The 16,592-nt window shown below is 71.2% G+C and carries 15 protein-coding genes and 1 pseudogene; 8 read left to right on the top strand and 8 right to left on the bottom strand.

Going from position 1 to position 16,592, the window contains the following annotated elements; all coding sequences use genetic code 11:
* The first annotated feature begins 157 nt into the window (after positions 1 to 157).
* Positions 158 to 2,536 carry an Orn/Lys/Arg family decarboxylase gene (locus tag ACZ45T_RS36110; RefSeq protein ID WP_468448377.1) on the top strand — a complete coding sequence of 793 codons (2,379 nt, stop codon included), beginning with the start codon at positions 158 to 160 and terminating at the stop codon, positions 2,534 to 2,536.
* Here ACZ45T_RS36110 and ACZ45T_RS36105 read toward each other — a convergent pair.
* Positions 2,522 to 3,505 (bottom strand): aldo/keto reductase, encoded by a 984-nt coding sequence (locus tag ACZ45T_RS36105; RefSeq protein WP_468448376.1) that lies wholly within the window; start codon positions 3,503 to 3,505, stop codon positions 2,522 to 2,524. The genes ACZ45T_RS36110 and ACZ45T_RS36105 overlap by 15 nt on opposite strands.
* A gap of 112 nt (positions 3,506 to 3,617) precedes the next feature.
* Between ACZ45T_RS36105 and ACZ45T_RS36100 the strand changes: the two genes are divergently transcribed.
* The 4 genes from ACZ45T_RS36100 (at position 3,618) to ACZ45T_RS36085 (ending at position 8,053) form a co-directional block, all read left to right on the top strand.
* Positions 3,618 to 4,205, top strand: coding sequence for a TetR/AcrR family transcriptional regulator (locus tag ACZ45T_RS36100; protein WP_468448375.1), 588 nt, complete (start codon positions 3,618 to 3,620; stop codon positions 4,203 to 4,205).
* A gap of 143 nt (positions 4,206 to 4,348) precedes the next feature.
* Entirely contained in the window at positions 4,349 to 4,993 is a 645-nt protein-coding gene (locus ACZ45T_RS36095; RefSeq protein WP_468448374.1) for a dihydrofolate reductase family protein, read from the top strand.
* 374 nt (positions 4,994 to 5,367) lie between these two features.
* Entirely contained in the window at positions 5,368 to 6,885 is a 1,518-nt protein-coding gene (locus tag ACZ45T_RS36090) for a flavin-containing monooxygenase (RefSeq protein WP_468448373.1), read from the top strand.
* Positions 6,886 to 6,976: 91 nt separating this feature from the next.
* Entirely contained in the window at positions 6,977 to 8,053 is a 1,077-nt protein-coding gene (locus tag ACZ45T_RS36085) for a Rieske 2Fe-2S domain-containing protein (protein ID WP_468448407.1), read from the top strand.
* Here ACZ45T_RS36085 and ACZ45T_RS36080 read toward each other — a convergent pair.
* From ACZ45T_RS36080 to ACZ45T_RS36070, 3 genes and pseudogenes are all read right to left on the bottom strand, one after another.
* Complete coding sequence (locus ACZ45T_RS36080) at positions 7,975 to 8,577, bottom strand: GNAT family N-acetyltransferase (protein WP_468448372.1); 603 nt, start codon at positions 8,575 to 8,577, stop codon at positions 7,975 to 7,977. The genes ACZ45T_RS36085 and ACZ45T_RS36080 overlap by 79 nt on opposite strands.
* A 42-nt stretch (positions 8,578 to 8,619) precedes the next feature.
* Positions 8,620 to 8,988 (bottom strand): annotated as a pseudogene (locus ACZ45T_RS36075) (GNAT family N-acetyltransferase); the annotation flags it as partial.
* A gap of 19 nt (positions 8,989 to 9,007) precedes the next feature.
* Entirely contained in the window at positions 9,008 to 9,946 is a 939-nt protein-coding gene (locus ACZ45T_RS36070; RefSeq protein ID WP_468448371.1) for a MerR family transcriptional regulator, read from the bottom strand.
* Positions 9,947 to 10,068: 122 nt separating this feature from the next.
* Between ACZ45T_RS36070 and ACZ45T_RS36065 the strand changes: the two genes are divergently transcribed.
* The 3 genes from ACZ45T_RS36065 (at position 10,069) to ACZ45T_RS36055 (ending at position 13,309) form a co-directional block, all read left to right on the top strand.
* Positions 10,069 to 10,926, top strand: coding sequence for a GNAT family N-acetyltransferase (locus ACZ45T_RS36065; protein WP_468448370.1), 858 nt, complete (start codon positions 10,069 to 10,071; stop codon positions 10,924 to 10,926).
* Between the two features lie 344 nt (positions 10,927 to 11,270).
* The gene (locus ACZ45T_RS36060; protein WP_468448369.1) at positions 11,271 to 12,257 is read left to right on the top strand and encodes a hypothetical protein; all 987 of its coding nucleotides are present in this window, start codon (positions 11,271 to 11,273) and stop codon (positions 12,255 to 12,257) included.
* A gap of 41 nt (positions 12,258 to 12,298) precedes the next feature.
* Positions 12,299 to 13,309 carry a TauD/TfdA family dioxygenase gene (locus ACZ45T_RS36055; protein WP_468448368.1) on the top strand — a complete coding sequence of 337 codons (1,011 nt, stop codon included), beginning with the start codon at positions 12,299 to 12,301 and terminating at the stop codon, positions 13,307 to 13,309.
* A gap of 84 nt (positions 13,310 to 13,393) precedes the next feature.
* Here the strand turns inward: ACZ45T_RS36055 and ACZ45T_RS36050 are convergent, their stop codons facing one another.
* Genes ACZ45T_RS36050 through ACZ45T_RS36035 form a run of 4 tightly spaced genes read right to left on the bottom strand, consistent with a single transcriptional unit; the run spans position 13,394 to position 16,426 of the window.
* On the bottom strand, positions 13,394 to 13,780 hold the full coding sequence (locus tag ACZ45T_RS36050) for an aldo/keto reductase (RefSeq protein ID WP_468448367.1): 387 nt from the start codon (positions 13,778 to 13,780) through the stop codon (positions 13,394 to 13,396).
* On the bottom strand, positions 13,707 to 15,110 hold the full coding sequence (locus tag ACZ45T_RS36045) for a sensor histidine kinase (protein WP_468448366.1): 1,404 nt from the start codon (positions 15,108 to 15,110) through the stop codon (positions 13,707 to 13,709). Before ACZ45T_RS36045 ends, ACZ45T_RS36050 begins: the two co-directional genes overlap by 74 nt.
* Entirely contained in the window at positions 15,107 to 15,847 is a 741-nt protein-coding gene (locus ACZ45T_RS36040; RefSeq protein ID WP_468448365.1) for a response regulator transcription factor, read from the bottom strand. The genes ACZ45T_RS36045 and ACZ45T_RS36040 overlap by 4 nt, the downstream gene beginning before the upstream one ends.
* Before the next feature lie 27 nt (positions 15,848 to 15,874).
* Complete coding sequence (locus ACZ45T_RS36035; RefSeq protein ID WP_468448364.1) at positions 15,875 to 16,426, bottom strand: hypothetical protein; 552 nt, start codon at positions 16,424 to 16,426, stop codon at positions 15,875 to 15,877.
* Positions 16,427 to 16,592: the final 166 nt, after the last annotated feature.

Raw genomic sequence — 16,592 nt, 5'->3', positions numbered from 1 at the left:
CCCCGCCGCCGGACACCGCGGCCATCGCGTCACGGCGGCGCGCCGCCACGCCCACCTGCGGGTGAAGCCCCGCCGAAGATCGGCGGGGGCACCGCGGGCGCCGGGACACTGGGGCTCGGTACGGGCGGCCGTACCTCTGGCGTGGGGAGCGGAAGAGATGGCCAACGGCACGGTCCTGCTGGCATTGCGGGAGAACCCGATGGGCGGCGGCGTCAGCGCCGAGCAACTGCGGCGCATCGGAAAGGACTTGGAGAACCAGGGCCTGGAGCTGCGCTGGGCGCCCAGTGCGCGCGACGCGCAGGCCGCCCTGCAGACCGAAGCCGGTCTCGCCGCGGCCGTGGTCGCCTGGGACCTGCCGCGTACGGCGGGCGGCGCGGTCGAGGAGGGTGGCGGCGGGGAGGTCCTGCGGCACATCGGGCGCCGTTTCAAGGGCCTGCCCGTCTTCCTGGTGATGGCGGACGACGCGGACCAGGACCTGGAACGGCTGCCGCTGTGGGTCTCGGAGACCGTGGTGGGCTACATCTGGCCGCTGGAGGACACGCCGTCCTTCATCGCGGGCCGGGTCGCGACGGCGGCCCGCAGCTACCACCGGGACCTCCTGCCGCCGTTCTTCAAGGCCCTGCGCCGGTTCGACGACTCCCACGAATACTCCTGGCACACTCCCGCCCACTCCGGCGGGGTCGCCTTCCTCAAGTCCCCGGCCGGGCGGGCGTTCTTCGACTACTACGGGGAGCGGCTGTTCCGCACCGACCTGTCGGTCTCGGTCGGGGAGCTCGGGTCGCTCTTCGAGCACAACGGTCCGATCGGCGAGGCCGAGCGCAACGCCGCACGGGTCTTCGGTTCCGACCGCACCTATTTCGTCCTGCACGGCGACTCCACCGCGGACCGGATGGTCGGCCACTACAGCGTGACGACCGACGAGATCGCGCTCGTGGACCGCAACTGCCACAAGTCGGTGCTGCACGGGCTCGTGATCTCCGGGGCGCGCCCGGTCTACCTGGTGCCGACCCGCAACGGCTACGGGCTCGCCGGCCCCCTGCCGCCCGCCGTGACCGACCCGGCGGCGGTGGCCGCGCGGATCGCCGCGAACCCGCTCACGGCCGGAGCGCTCTCCCCCGCAGCCCAGTACGCGGTGGTGACCAACTCCACCTACGACGGCCTGTGTTACGACACCATCGCGGCGGCCCGGGCCCTCGCGCCGAGCACGCCGCGCCTGCACTTCGACGAGGCCTGGTTCGCGTACGCCCGCTTCCATCCGCTGTACGCGGGCCGCTACGGCATGGCGGTCGGGCCGGACACCTTCCCGGACAGCGACGCGGAGCCGGGGCCGGGGCGGCCCACGGTCTTCGCGACGCAGTCCACGCACAAGCTGCTGGCCGCCCTCTCCCAGTGCGCGATGGTCCACGTCAGGTCGGCGCCGCGGGCCCCGGTCGAACACGAGCGGTTCAACGAGGCGTTCATGATGCACGGCACCACCTCGCCGCTGTATCCCGCGATCGCTTCCCTCGACGTGGCCACCGCCATGATGGACGGCCCGCAGGGCCAGTGGCTGATCGACGAGGCCGTGACCGAGGCGATCCGGTTCCGGCAGGCCGTGGTCCGCACCGGGCGCCGCATCGCCGCCGCCGGGGACCGGCCGGGCTGGTTCTTCGGGGTGTGGCAGCCCGAGTCGGTCACCGATCCGGCGACCGGGGCGCGCGTCGCGTTCGCGGACGCACCGCAGTCCCTGCTGAGCCGCCAGCCGTCCTGCTGGCACCTGGAGCCGGGTGCCGACTGGCACGGCTTCGCCGGGCTCGGCGAGGGCTACTGCATGCTGGACCCGGTCAAGGTCACCCTGACCTGCCCCGGGGTGACGGCCACCGGTGAGACCGGCGACTGGGGCATCCCCGCGCGGATCCTCACCGCCTACCTGGCGGCGCGCGGGATCGTCGTGGAGAAGACCGACAGCTACACCACGCTGATCCTGTTCTCCATGGGCATCACCAAGGGCAAGTGGGGCACCCTGATGGACGCCCTCATGGACTTCAAGGCCCTCCACGACGCGGACGCCCCGCTGGACCGGGTCCTTCCGGAGCTGGTCGAGCGGTTCCCACGCCGCTACGGCCACACCACCCTCGGCGCCCTGTGCCGCGAGATGCACGAGCACCTGACCCGCGCCGAGCTGATCGACGCCCTCGACGCGGCCTTCCAGGAGCTCCCGGAGCCGGTGGCCCCGCCGCGCCACTGCTACCAGTTGCTGATCCGGGGCGGCACGGAGCGCGTACGGCTGGCCGAGGCGGCCGGGCGGGTGGCCGCCGCGATGGTGACCGTGACCCCGCCGGGGATCCCCGTACTGATGCCCGGGGAGTCCACCGGCGCTCCTGACGGGCCGCTGCTGCGGTACCTGCGCGCCCTGGAGGCCTTCGACCGGGCCTTCCCGGGCTTCCACAGCGAGGCCCACGGGGTCACCGTGGATCCGGAGAACGGCGACTACCTGATCGAATGCGTCCGCACGGGCCGCGACGGGGCGCCGGGCACCGGCTCAGCCGTTCAGTGACGTCATGAGCTCGGGTGCGTACCGGTCCCCCGAGACCACGCCGTACGGCGCGACGGCGTCGATGGAGGCCAGGTCGGAGTCGGTGAGCGTGACCGCGGTCGCGGCGACGTTCTCCTCCAGGTAGCGGCGGCGCTTGGTCCCGGGGATCGGCACGGCGCCCTTGCGCAGGGTCCAGGCCAGCGCGAGCTGCGAGGGGGTGACCCCCTTCTCCGCGGCGAGGTGGCGGACCCGGTCGACGACGGCCAGGTTGCGGTCGAAGTTCTCGCCCTGGAATCGGGGGTCCGTGCGGCGGAAGTCGTCGTCGGCGAAGTCGTCCGAGCTGGTCACGGCTCCGGAGAGGAAGCCGCGGCCGAGCGGGGAGTAGGCGACGAGACCGATCCCGAGCTCGCGCAGGGTGTCCAGCACGCCGTCGTGCTCGATGCCGCGCTCGAAGAGGCTGTACTCGGTCTGTACGGCGGCCAGCGGGTGGACGGCGTGGGCGCGGGCGATGGTGGTCGCGGCGGCCTCGCAGATCCCGATGTGGCCGACCTTGCCGGCGGCGACGAGCTCGGCCATGGCGCCGACGCTCTCCTCGATCGGCACGTTCGGGTCGACGCGGTGGAGGTAGTACAGGTCGATGTGGTCGGTGCCGAGGTGGCGCAGGGAGCGGTCGGCGGAGCGGCGGATGTACTCGGGGGTGGCGTTGTGGCCCAGGAAGGCCCCCTCGTCGGTGAACTCGACGCCGGTCTTCGTGGCGATGACGGCGGCGTCGCGGCGGCCGGCGAGGGCCTTGCCGAGGAGCTGCTCGTTGCGGAAGGGGCCGTAGCCCTCGGCGGTGTCGAGCAGGGTCACGCCCAGTTCGAGGGCGCGGTCGATGGTGGCGAGGGACTCGGTCTCGTCGGTGGCTCCGTAGTGGGCGCTCATGCCCATGAGGCCGAGGCCTTCGGCGCCGACCTTCAGTCCTTGGCCGCCCAGTGCGCGGATCTCCATGGTGTCCTCCGTGGGGTGGTGGATTAGTAAGTAACTAACTGGATAGTTCGAGTCTGCGCCCAAGGTGCGACGGATGTCAATAACTAGATAGTTACTTGCTAGGCTGCCCGCCATGGCACGGGATTCCAGCGCAACGAAGGCACGGCTGCTCGACGCGGCCTTCTGCGAGTTCGCCGCGTACGGCATCGCGGGGGCGCGCGTCGACCGCATCGCGGAGACCGCCCAGGCGAACAAGCGGCTCATCTACGTCTACTACGGAAACAAGGAGCAGCTGTTCGACGCCGTGCTCCAGCGGGCGCTGGAGACGGGCTCGGAGTCGGTGCCCTTCGACGCGCGCGACCTGCCCGGGTACGTGGGGGCGGTCTTCGACCATCTCGTGGCGCGACCGGACCTGATGCGGCTGGTGCAGTGGAAGCAGCTGGAGCGGCCGGGCACCACCGACGCCGAGGCGGAGTCCTACCGGGGCAAGATCGCGGCGGTGGAGCGGGCACAGGAGGCGGGACTGATCGACCCGGGGCTCGATCCGGCGGACCTGCTCGCGCTGGTGATGGGCCTGGCGCAGGCGTGGACGGGCACGGTGGACGGCGCGGCGGCGGGCGGCCCGGGCGCCGCCTGGCCCCCGGAGCGGCTGGCCCGCCACCGCGAGACGGTGGTCGAATCCGTCCGCCGCCTGATCCGGCCACCGCGACCGGCGGGCTAGGCCCTGTCCGAGCGATCTTCGCGGGCCCGCGGTGCCTGGCCCCACTACGGCACCTGCCCGAATCCGACCGGTCACGGACACAGCGATGAGTTTTCCCGGCGCGCAGAGTCTCACCACTGTTACCGACCACACAGGAGGAACAGGTGGCTCAGCTACTGAGAGTCCAGAACTTCAACGTCTCGAGTGACGGAATCGGCGCCGGTGAGGACCAGAGCCTCGAGAGGCCGTTCGGCCACGCCGATCCCGAGAGGCTGTTCGCCTGGGCCGGCGCCACGGCGAGCTGGCCCATGCGCACCGACCCCGGGGGGAGCCGGGGCCTCGACGACTACTTCACGCGGGACTACGCACGCAACATCGGCGCCGAGATCATGGGCCGCAACAAGTTCGGACCCCAGCGCGGGCCCTGGCACGATCATGAGTGGCAGGGCTGGTGGGGGGACGAGCCCCCGTTCCGCACCCCGGTGTTCGTCATGACCCACCACTTGCGTCCTTCGTTCACCCTCTCCGACACCACCTTCCACTTCGTCGACGGCGACCCTGCCACGGTCCTCGAGCAGGCACGGGAGGCCGCGCAGGGCAAGGACGTCCGTCTCGGCGGCGGAACCACCACCATCCGGCAGTTCCTCGACGCCGACCTCATCGACACCCTGCACGTGGTGGTCTCGCCGATGACGCTCGGGTCCGGAGTGCGGCTCTGGGAGTCACCTGATGAGCTGCTCGACCGGTTCCACCTGGACGTCGTGCCCAGCCCGAGCGGCGTGACGCACCACCTGTTCTGGCGAAAGTGACGCGTGGCTGCGGGCGAGTTGCCGATACAGGCCGTGGTACTCGTCCGCAGCTACCGAACGACGCCACCACGCCCCCTGACACCACGCCGGATCAGGAGTCACACCGAACGTGGTGACCTCACCGTGCTCCGTTCGAGTGCCGTCGGCGACGGCTGGAGTTGATCGGAACCCCAGCTCGGAAGGTTTCTTCAGCACCTTCCGCACCAGCCGTGCGTGCTCTGCCCGGGTGAGCGGTTCGGGATCATGCGGCGCATGGCGTCAACGACACGAAACAGGCATCCGTGGTTCAAGCGCACGATCACTGCCCGCGCGTCGGCCGGAGCCGTGCTGTGATCCCGGCGCAGGCTGCACGGCCCGGACGGAACGTGCGCGTCGTGGTCGTCGGAGCCGGGTTCTCCGGTATCGGCGCCGCCATCCGGCTGCGTCAGGCAGGGCACCGCGATGTCCTCATCCTGGAGAAGGCATCCCAACTCGGCGGGACATGGAGGGAGAACACCTACCCGGGCTGTGCCTGCGATGTGCCCTCGACGCTCTACAGCTACTCGTTCACCCCGGGCGCCGCCTGGAGCAGGGTCTTCGCCGGACAGCGGGAGATCCATGCGTACCTGCGGACGACGGCCGAACAGCACGGGCTCGGCGATGTCCTGCGCTGTGGGGTGCACGTGCGCGAAGCCCGGTGGGATCCGGCGGCCGGGCGTTGGCTGCTGGAGACCAGCGACGGGCCCTACAGCGCCGCCGTACTGGTCCTGGCCACCGGGCCGTGGCATGTTCCGCGCCGCCTCGACGTCCCCGGGATCGAGGAGTTCGCCGGGCCCGTGCTCCACACTGCCCGGTGGGACGGCAGCGTCGACCTGGCCGGGCGGCGCGTGACCGTGGTGGGGAGCGGCGCCTCCGCCGTCCAGGTCGTCCCGGCCATCGAGGCCCGGGCGGCAGCCGTGCACCTCTTCCAGCGGACCGCCCCGTGGGTGCTGCCCAAGCCCGACCTGCCGGTACCGGCGGCGTTCAACTGGGGCCTGGACCGCTTACCCGGTGCCCGCCGCGCCTTGCGCGCCGGGCAGTACACGCTGCAGGAGGGCTTCGGATTCGCCTTTCGTCACCCGCAGGTCGCCCGCCTCGTCGAGGCGGGGGCCCGTGCACACCTGCGGCTCGCGGTCCATGACCGGGGCCTGCGCCAGGCGCTCACGCCGGACTACCGGCTGGGCTGCAAGCGTCTCCTCACCTCCAGCACCTACTACCGGGCCCTGGCTCAGCCGCATGTCCGCCTGCACCCCACCGCCGTGACCGCCGTACGCGGGAACGAGGTCATCGGCGCCGACGGCAGCACGGCCCCGACCGACGTCCTCATCACGGCCACCGGATTCCGCGTCGGTGAGCCGCCGCTGGCCGGCAGTCTGTACGGCACGGACGGCCGGACGCTGCACGAGACCTGGGGCGGCGAACCGCAGGCGTACCTGGGGACCACCGTCAGCGGATTCCCCAACCTCTTCCTGCTTCTGGGGCCGAATCTGCTCGGCGGCTCCACCTCGGCGATCACGGTCCTGGAAGCCCAGCTGACGTACCTCACCACCGCCCTGGCCCACCTCGACCGCGGCGGCCACCGTGCCCTGGACGTCCGGCCGGACACGCAGGCCGCGCACAACACGGCGGTGCAGGAGGCGCTGCGGACCACCGTCTACAACTCCGGCGGCTGCACGAGCTACTACTTCAGCCCCAGCGGGCGGAACACCTTCGCCTGGCCGTGGTCCACCGGGCGGCTGGTGCGCCGCCTGAACCGCTTCGACCCCAGTTCCTACACCTGGTACGCATCACCGGCCCGGCCCGCCCCCCTGCCCGCCCAGGCGAGGCCGCGGCACGACGACCGTACGGTGCCCACGAAGGGAGAGCAGCCATGACCCGGCCCCCGAAAGCGCGACCCTACGACCGGGAGCTCCACCGGCACTTGCCCCCGGGTGGCGACCTCGATCCGGTCACCGCTCCCACCGGCTGGTAGCCCGCTTCGGCAGGGACCTGCGGCGCGGACAGGTGACACCGGTGACCTACATGTCGTACGAGTACGCGCTGTTCAGGACGGACAGCGGACAGGTCGGCATGGTCGAAAGCCAGTGCTGCCACATGGGGGCGCATCTGGCCCGCGGCGGATACGTCCGGAAGGAAAGCCTGACCTGCGGCTTCCACGCCTGGGAATTCGACATCAGCGGCCGCTGCGTGAAGATCCCCGGCGGCTGCCGCATCCCGTCGCGGGCCGTCCAGCGCAGCCTGACCGTGGTGGAACACAGCGGATGCATCTGGTTCTGGCACGGGCCGGGCCCGGCACAGCCGTTCACCGAACTCGACCACGCCCAGGACCACCGCCGCTACCTGCACGTCTCCGGTGAGGTGCACGTGTGCCACTCGGACCTGCTGACCGTCAGCGAGCACGTCACCGACGTGGCGCACTGGCCCTGCGCGCACGGGGCGCCGGGGCCGATGAAGTACGTTCCCCTGCGGGACGAAGGCCGCCACTTCGCCTTCATGATCCAGCCCGTCGATCCGAACGTCACCCGAGTCCAGCGCTTCCGCCCCTACGCCCGGGTCACGATGGCGAGCCCGACACTGGCCCTGGTCACCGCCCAATCACAGCCCGAGCAGGACACCCGGCCACCACTGCTGACCGTGATCGCCGCCGTGAGTCCGGTGGGACCCGGGCTGACGATCGCGATGTGGGCCATCGTCGTACGCAAGCTCGGACCGGACTGGCTCCTGTGGCCGGTCAACCGGCTGTGGGCGGCGTTCCTGCGGCGCCTGGTGCGGCGCAACGCCGCATCGGACGTGGATGTCCTGCGGTGGCGGCGGCCCGTGGCAAAGGACCTGTGGTCAGCGGCAGACGGCCCCTCGGTGCGCGCGTACCGAAGCTTCTACCGGCGCAACCTTCCACCGGACGAGGGAGGAGTCGGGGCTGACGAGAGCGGCCGGCCGGCTCGGTCGGCCCGGTCGGCAATCCCTCAAGGGCGCCGCGCCGAGCGGGTCGAGGACCACGCGGTGGAGCTCCGCCCGCACCCGAGCGGCAACTCCCGTCCGTGAAGCGAGGTTCGGTACAGCACACACGGGCGAAGCGGCCCTTCGGGCACGCTCGGATCCTCGAAGTCGTCAGCCGCGTCCCGGGTCATGCCGATCCGGCGCATCACCGCCTGGGAACGCACGTTGCCGACGGTCGTCGACGCGACGACCTCCGGCAGCCCGAGGGTCTCGAACCCGAACGCCAGGCAGGCCAAGGCGGCCTCGGTGGCGTAACCGTGACCCCACGCCGAACGCATCAACCGCCACCCGATGTCCACCCCTGCGAACGGCATGTTCTCGTCGACCTCGTCCAAGCCGGCACGGCCGATGAACTCGCCGGTCTCCCGTGCTTCCAGCGCCCACCACCCAAATCCTCGGTGGTCGAACTCGGCTTGCATGGATGCCACCTCGGCATAGCTCTGCTCACGCCTCAGCAGGCCCCCGAGGTGCTCTCGGACTTCGGGATCGGCGTTCATCGCCGCCCACGGCTCGAGATCGGACTCCCGCCACGGACGGAGCAGGAGACGGTCGGTACGCAGTTCAGGCATGACGCCCAGCCAACACACTCCAGATCAGGGTGTCGATCGGTTTACCGCGCCGCGAGCGCGTGGGGCCACGCCCCGCCCGCGAGCGTGCGCTGCGCTCCAATAGCCCACCTCGGCGGACGGCTTGCCGGATGCGACTTCCTTGAGGACCACGTTCCGGACCAACTGCCCCTGAAGTGAATCGGGTTGAGCGTCAAGGACGGCGAAGCCGAATCGGTCTCCTGCCGCCCAACCATGCTGCTGGGCTTGCACCCACCGCGCCCCGTCGGCTTCGTTTTCCACGGAAAAGCCGGTCCAATGCCGCAACAGAGCGGGATCCCGGCACACCTCGACCAGTGCGGCAGCGTCCTGCATGCACCAGGGTCGGAGAATGAGAGCGGGTGCGGACGGCGTCGCGTCCGCCCGTAGTTCCACGGCAGCGTTGACCAACTGACTACCTCTGCCCCCTGACGCGCAAAGCCTGGATGGACCACTCGAACACCGGCGCCAGACTCTCCGGGGCCGGCCAGCCGTTGATCTCTGCTAGGAGCTGAAAGTACCGCTCTCTCCGGGGGTCGTTCATGCCCTCCAGGCGGGTCAGCAGCCGACGGCGATGTCCGACGTCGTCCGGACGGCCGAGGACGTGAGCGTGGTGAGCCGTGAGCGCCTCGACTATCGCATCGGCTTGGGGAGAAGCCGGTTCGATGCCGGCCGTCAGGGCTGGGCCCACGTGGTCACGGACGGTCGCGGCAAGGTCCCGGTGCAGCCGCGTGCCGTCCCGCTGGGCGTGGTCGACCGCTTCCTCCTCGGCAAGCCGGCGTACGGCGGCTTGGAAATCCGGGTCCTGGGACAGCTCGGCCCATTCCACCCACGCGTGGATCTGCTCGGCCTCGGGATGGGCGGGCAGTTCGGGGGTCATGGACCGCCTGATCCCCGCGAATACGGTGTCGGCGCCGAGGCCGCCGAAGACCGCGTCGAGGAAGTCGCCGATCAGACGCCGCCGTTGGTCCTCGGAGAGGCGGGCCAGTTTGTGCATGAGATCCGTCTCCTCAGGGGTGGAGCCGCGTTCGGCCACCGCCGTCAGTACCGCGCGCCGCAGGCGCAGGGTGCTGATCTGGAGCGCGAGTGCTTCCGCATGCACCGCGGCGACCTCGGGAAGTGAGATCTCCCGGTCCATCACCTTCCGGATCGTGGGAAGGTCCAGTCCCAGGTCGCGCAGGGTCCTCACGAGGTCCAAGCGTGCGACGGCGTCGACGGTGTAGAGGCGGTAGCCGGCCGGGCTGCGGTCAGTCGGCGTCACGATTCCGCGATCCGAGTAGAACCGGATGGTCTTGACCGTGAAGCCGGTCCGCCGGGCCAGTTCACCGATCGAATAGAGCGTGTCGTCGTCCATGCCCCCAGCTTCTCGTCTCCCCCTACTGGAGACTCAAGTCGCTTCTGCTGCACGGCAGTCGCGGATGTCGTCGACACGTCCGGAGATCGGGCTCCGTCGGCGCTTCTGCCTAAGGTGGAAGCATGAACGAGATAGCGATCGTGGCCGACCAGGGCGAGTGGCGAGACGGGTTCGAGGAGCGGGTGCTGGCCGGGTACCGGGCTGCGGGGTGCTCGGAGCCCCTGGCCCGGGCCCTCCTGGAGTGGGCGGTGAAGGGAATCGACGACTGGACGGTGGCCACGGACGGCACCGGGTGGATCGCGGTCGGAGTGACGGAGGAGAACGGGGCGACCGTGGGTCGGATCCACGACCTGACGGTCCCGGGCGGGCGCGAGTGGGCCGAGCGGTGGTGCGCCGAGCACGGCGCGCAGCGGGTGGAGGTCCGGCTCACCGGCGGAGCGGGGGTGTTCGCCGACTACGCGGTAGTGAGACAGAACCGGATGTGCGCCGTGGCCGAGCAGCCCGAGCTGCCGACGGGCCTGACGGTACGTCGGCTCACCGAGGAGGAGTACCCGGGCTGGTACGCCGGTCAGGAGGCGGCGTACATCGCGGACATCGTCCGGGCCGGAGCTCTGACCCCGGAGCAGGCCAAGGCGAAGTCCGACCAGGACTTCGCCCGCCACCTCCCGCAGGGATACCTCACCCCGGGTCACGCCTTCTACGCGATGGAGGCCGACGGCCAGGTGGTCGGCACCGGCTGGGTCAACCACGGCTTCCTGCCGGGCGTGACCTTCGGCTTTTCGCTGGACGTGCACAAGGAGCACCGCGGCAAGGGATACGGCCGGGCCGCGATGACCGTCGGCGCGTGGGCCACCCGGCAGGGCGGCGACGAGGCGATGATGCTCAACGTCTTCGGCGGCAACGAGGTCGCGATGAGCCTGTACGACAGCACTGGCTTCGCCGTGCTGGACCAGTACCGCTCGATCGACCTAGTGCTGTAGCGGGCAAGTCGTCGGCTCGGGTGGTCGGGCTGCTGTGCGTAGCGGTCTGACCTGGCGGCCTGACCTCGGCGGACGAGGCCGTCGCCGGGCGGGCCGTGCTCGTGAACTGGTGGCACCACGCCACCGCACCAGGCCAACTCCCGTGCATCACACAGGAATTGTCGTGCCGATCAAGGTTTCGCATGCGGTGTTCCTGGCGAAGAACTTCAACCATGGGCTTATCACCGGTTGCCGGTCATCCTGCTGTCGCTGTCTTCCGTGAGCCCCGAGGCGGGCGCCCCGTCCCGGAGCTGGGCCCACGGGTCGATGCCGAGGCGAAGCGGGCCGCGCGCGTCCTGGACGGGGTGGCGACCCATGCCGGGCCCGTCGAGCGGACCCTCGCGCTGCGGCAGGCCGCCGTGGTCGCCGGTGAGTTGGTGGCCTCGCTGTCGGCTCTGGCTCCGGCCGTGGCCGGTGAGGGACTGCCTGCGGAGTCGACCAGTCAGTCGTACTTCCGGGTCCGTGAGGAGGAACTGTCGGATCAGCAGGCCGCCCTGCACGGTGCCCTGGTCGTCCACCGCGGTCTGGAAGACCTGTGTGATGCTCCCCTGTCAGGTGCCGACCTGGCCCTGGAGGTCGCCGGCATGCGGCAGTCGGTGCTCGACCTCATGGGCGCAGCGCCGGACGGCGAGCCCGACGACGTACCGCCGGTGGCCGTCCCCGAGCCCACCGCCGGGGCATCGCTGGAGAGTGTGTGGAGCGCTCGGTGGCTCATCGGCCACCAGGTTCACGTCCTGTTCAACGTCTGCGCCGCGGTGGCCGTGGCCGACGCCACCCGCCACCTCCGGCACGGCGCCCGCGAGGCCGCGCTGCTGCGGCTGGCGGACGCGACGGTGTACGTACGCGGTTTCCCGGCGGCCATGACCCACGCCAGTACGATCCCGGCCGATTACTACATGGCGGCGATACGCCACACCATGGCGCCCCCGTCGGTGGACATCCCGTTGAGCGGGCGCCAGCACCGCGGATACAAGCTGTTCCGGGCGGCGATGAAGGACCTGCTGTCCGTGGTTCCCGACTCCTACGAGCACGTGGCGGCCCGCGCCCCCGAGCTGGCCGAGGCACGGGGAGCGCTCCTGGAAGCCGACATCGTGGACGGTGAACGGCACGTCACCCTCGCGTACTCGATGGTGCATCTGCGTCGCTCGATCGCTCAGAAACCCGAGGGTCCCGACAACGCCGTCGCCGAGCTTCGGCTCATGCGCCATCGCCGCGCGGCCCAGTACGCCTCCCTGATCCGATTCGGGGACCACTACGTCGCCGACGCCGTGGCCGGGCTGCGCCACTCGTGAGTCCGCGCGTCCGCCGCCCACACCCCCGGCAGGAGACCCTGATGCCCGAGACGACGCCCGACACCCCCCGAAGCACCGCAGTCGCCGCCGACCGGGAACTGGACCCGGCCGATACCGACGCCTGCGAGCGGCTCGCCCGCGCCCTGTGCAGCGACGGGAACGAGCAGGTCGACAACCCCGAGTGGGTGGCACGGGCCCGGGACGCCTGGGACGACCTTCCGCTGCTGCTGCGTCGTGGGATACGCCGTTTCCGACGGCATTCCGGCCCGCACGGCACCTTGGTGATCGGCGGCCTGCCCGTTGATCAGGCGGCCCTGCCCGCGACACCGGCCGTGGCCGGCTCGGTCCAGCGCCAGGCCTCCGTCTCGGCCGCGGTGCTCACCATGGTGGCCTGTGGGCTCGGTGATCCTCTCGCCTACCTGGCGGAGAAGTCCGGCGCCCTCGTGCAGGACGTCGTGCCCGTGCCCGGGCAGGAGGCCTTCCACGGCAACGCCGGGTCGGTGCCGCTGTCCTTCCACACCGAGAACGGCTTCCACCCCCATCCACCCGACTACGTGGTCTTCCTGTGCCTGCGCGCCGACCACGACCTGATCGCCGGCATGCGCGTCGCCGGAATCCGTGAGGCACTGCCGCTGCTCACCCCCGCCAGCCGCCAGGCCCTGTTCGCACCGGAGTTCATCACCACGCCACCGCCCTCCTTCGGCCCCGCCTCCGACTCGGGTGGGTCCGATGTCAGGCCCCGACCGGTGCTGTCGGGAGCAGTCGAGGATCCCGACATTCGCATGGCCCAGCTCGTCACCACCCCGCTCACCCCGCGGGCCGCTGCGGCACTGGCCGAATTCGGCCGCGCCTGCGAGGCGACCGCCCGCACCCTGCGCTTGACCCCCGGCGACCTCGTCGTCATCGACAACCGCGTCACCGTGCACGGCCGCACCGCCTTCCACCCCCGGTACGACGGAGCGGACCGCTGGCTGCAACGCACCTACGTCACCACCGACCTGCGCCGCTCCCGCGACCACCGCCCCCACGACGGCCACGTACTCGCCCGCTGACGGCACGCAAGGAAGGAGTCGTTCGCGCATGCCCCCCGGCTGTCTCCGCGGAACTGCGCACGGCGGGGCCGGTCCGAACGGTCCTCACTGCTCCAGGCGGGAAAGATCCGGAGCCCGCGCGCCGGCCGCTTCAGGGATCGCCTGCGTGATCGACCGCAGTTGCTCGGTGGAAGGCCGAACGGTTGCGGCCCCGGCGTTCTCCTCTACGTGGACGCGCCTTCGCATGCCGGGCAGCGGGATGACGGCCGTGCCGGCGTCGCCTTGGGCGAGCAACCAGGCCAGGGCCAGCTGGGCCACGGTGCAGCCGATCTCCTCCCCGATCGCCTTCACCCTCTGCACCAGGCCGAGGTTGGCCGCCAGGTGCGGCCCGCTGAAGCGCGGCTGCTCACGCCGGACGTCACCGGCCGCGCGGCCAGCCCGTACGCCGTCGGGAGGTGCGGGGCCTGCGCCCGGACGGCAGGGGTGGGGCAAGGGCGAAGACCACGGTGATGTGCGCGCCTCCCTCGGGGCCGCGGGCGATCCGCATCGAGCCGCCGGTGACGGCCGCGGCCCTCCGCGCGATGTCGAGACCGAGCCCCGAGGAACCGGTACTGCTCCCGCGGGAGAGGGCCCGGTCCGGTTCCGGGATGCCCGGACCGGCGTCCTCCACCACCAGTTCCACGGCCTGCGCGGTGCGGACGACGCGAACGCCGAACGGGGTCCCGGCCGGGGTGTGGCGGAAGACGTTGCCGATGAGCGCGTCCACCACGGCGGCGATGTCGTCGTCGGAGAGGCTGACGGCCGAGGGCTCCTGGGTGACGTCGAGGGAGCAGGGCCGGCTCTGCTGCTCTGCCAGGACCGCCCAGAAGGCGGTGCGGCGGCGGACGACGTCGGCCGCCTCGCAGCGGGGGCCGGACGATCCCGCGCCGGTGGCGTGGTGACCCGTACCCGCTTCCGTACCGAGCATGCCCTGGCCCATCGGCCCCACGGCCAGCGGGGTGCGCGCCGCGGTGATGATGGCCTGGAGTTCCGCCTCCAGTTCGCCCACCGCCGCCTCGACCCTGGCCGACTCCGGTGAGCCCGCCATGCGCTCGGATGCCAGGTGCAGGGCGGTCAGCGGGGTCCGCAGCCGGTGGGAAAGGTCGGCGACCAGTTCGCGTTCGACGGCGAGCAGCTCGGTCATCCGGTGGGCCATGGCGTTGAAGGCGATGCCTGCGTCGCGCAGTTCCTTGGGACCCATGGGGTCCACGCGGGCGTCCAGGTTGCCCTCGCCCAGCGCGTGGGAAGCGTGGGCGAGTCTCCTGGAGGACCTGACGACCTTCGCGCCGAGGCGGTCGGCCACCAGCACCGAACCGCCGATCAGGCCCACCGCGAGCAGGAACATGACCGCCCAGGAGGCCTTGACGCCGCGGGTCAGCTCCTCCTCGGGGACGAAGTTCTCGATGACGGCGACCTGGTCGCCGGGCAGCACCACCGGCTGCAGGCATATCCAGCCGCTGGGTATCTGCTGGGAGATGGACTCGCGTCCGTGCTGTGCCCGTTCGAGCAGTGCCGCGGGTGCTCGGGAGCGGCCGAGGGCAGGGGCGTCCGGCAGGTGGACGACCAGGTGCTCGGTCGCGTCCAGACTGGCGGCGGATTCCCGCAGGGCGGAGGGATCCGTGGTCAACGTCAGTACGGGGGCCAGCGCGGCGGCCCGCTGCTCGGCCGCGGTGACGCTCTGCTCCTTGACGAGCGACATCACCAGCGCGGCCAGCGGTATGAGGAAGGAGAGGGCGACCATGGACGTCACGGCGAGCGCCACTCCGGCCAGTGAGCGTCTCAACGCGGCGCCACCAGTTTGATGCCGACGCCGCGGACGGTCAGCAGGTAGCGCGGGGCCGCCGCGCGTTCGCCGAGCTTGCGGCGCAGGGACGACAGGTGCACGTCGACGGTCTGGTCGTCCACGTACGGCTCGCGCCAGACCTCGGTCAGCAGCCGGCGTTTGGAGACGACCTGGCCGGCGTGGTGGGCGAGGAAGGCGAGGAGGTCGAACTCCCGGCGGGTGAGGTGGAGCTCCCGGCCGGCCAGGTACGCGGTGCGCGCGCCGGGGTCCACGGCCAGCTCGCCCACGGTGGTGGCGCGCAGCGGTTCGGCTGCCGGCGCCGGCCGCGAACCCTGAGCGGCATGCGCGGAGTGTGCGGCATGGGCGGGGGGAAGGTGGCTGGTGCGCCGCAGGACGGCGGAGAGGCGTGCGATGAGTTGTCCCCCTGAGAAGGGCTTGACCAGGTAGTCGTCGGCGCCCGCGTTCAGGAGCTTGATGATTTCCGTCTCGTCGTCGCGGGCGGTGGCCACCAGTACGGGAACGGAGGAAATGCCCCGGATCATTCGCAGTGCGTCTCCTCCGTCCAAATCGGGCAGCCCCAGGTCGAGGACGACCGCGTCGACGGGTGTCTGGGTGACCTCGCGCAGGGCGCCGAACCCGTCACCCACGCTGCGTACGGCATACCCGTGCTCCGCCAGGACCTCGATCAGTGACTGGCGGATGCTGGGGTCGTCTTCCACGACCAGGACGCTGGGCATGGGCACACCTTAGGTGAACGCCCGTTCCTAGTGGACACCGAAGGCCGGGCCGTCGTCGGTGACGCGCAGGTGCACGGGGCGGTCGGAGACCGGGATGGTGCAGCCCTCCTGCGAACTGCAGCTCGCGTACCCGAGCAGGACCGTCGCGTCCCCGTTGCCATCGGCGCGGATGGGCAGCGTGGTGGTGACCGGGCCGTCCGGGTAGACCGGGAGCGGGGCGTCGACACCGGGCACGCTGATCGTCCGTACGTCGGCGGCGGCCGTCAGTCTCCCGTCCGCCCGCAGGACCCCGGTGACGCTCACCGCGGTCGGTCTGCCCACGCCCTCGATCCCGGTGGGTGGCAGATCGGTGCTGTAGAGGTGGAAGCCCTTCTCGGGGGTGAAGACCGCGGTCAGGGTGCCCTGCGGGGCATGCCAGTCGGACACCGAGAGCGTGACGGTGACCCCGTTCTCGGTGAAGCTCGTCGTGGGTGCGGCCACGCCGCCCTTGGCGGCGGGCTGCTCGCCGCATGCCGAGAGCGCGGCCAAAGTCAGCAGGGTGGCCGCGATCCCGGCCTTCCGGGAATGCCGCACATCCATGGAAACGTTCACCTGTGCCTCTGTATCAGGGGAAAGGACGGGGAAGAGAGAGGAGGGGGCCAATACCGGCCCTAGGCCGTCTCTTTCGGATCTTGTCGGGCCCGCGACGCCTGGCACCGCACCTGGCCGCGTTGTCGGGGCGCCCGAGTACGTCCAGTACGCGGCA

The organism is Streptomyces sp. NPDC030995, from assembly GCF_055571215.1.
The sequence above is the reverse complement of the archived record's forward strand: the minus strand, read 5'-3'. Positions and strand labels throughout refer to the sequence as shown.

Bases quoted from the DNA above. Each gene is read 5' to 3' on its own strand.
- ACZ45T_RS36070 (WP_468448371.1), bottom strand. From the start codon at position 9,946: ATGGACGACGACACGCTCTATTCGATCGGTGAACTGGCCCGGCGGACC.
- ACZ45T_RS36100 (WP_468448375.1), top strand. From the start codon at position 3,618: ATGGCACGGGATTCCAGCGCAACGAAGGCACGGCTGCTCGACGCGGCC.
- ACZ45T_RS36110 (WP_468448377.1), top strand. From the start codon at position 158: ATGGCCAACGGCACGGTCCTGCTGGCATTGCGGGAGAACCCGATGGGC.
- ACZ45T_RS36065 (WP_468448370.1), top strand. From the start codon at position 10,069: ATGAACGAGATAGCGATCGTGGCCGACCAGGGCGAGTGGCGAGACGGG.
- ACZ45T_RS36055 (WP_468448368.1), top strand. From the start codon at position 12,299: ATGCCCGAGACGACGCCCGACACCCCCCGAAGCACCGCAGTCGCCGCC.
- ACZ45T_RS36035 (WP_468448364.1), bottom strand. From the start codon at position 16,426: ATGGATGTGCGGCATTCCCGGAAGGCCGGGATCGCGGCCACCCTGCTG.
- ACZ45T_RS36080 (WP_468448372.1), bottom strand. From the start codon at position 8,577: ATGCCTGAACTGCGTACCGACCGTCTCCTGCTCCGTCCGTGGCGGGAG.
- ACZ45T_RS36105 (WP_468448376.1), bottom strand. From the start codon at position 3,505: ATGGAGATCCGCGCACTGGGCGGCCAAGGACTGAAGGTCGGCGCCGAA.
- ACZ45T_RS36040 (WP_468448365.1), bottom strand. From the start codon at position 15,847: ATGCCCAGCGTCCTGGTCGTGGAAGACGACCCCAGCATCCGCCAGTCA.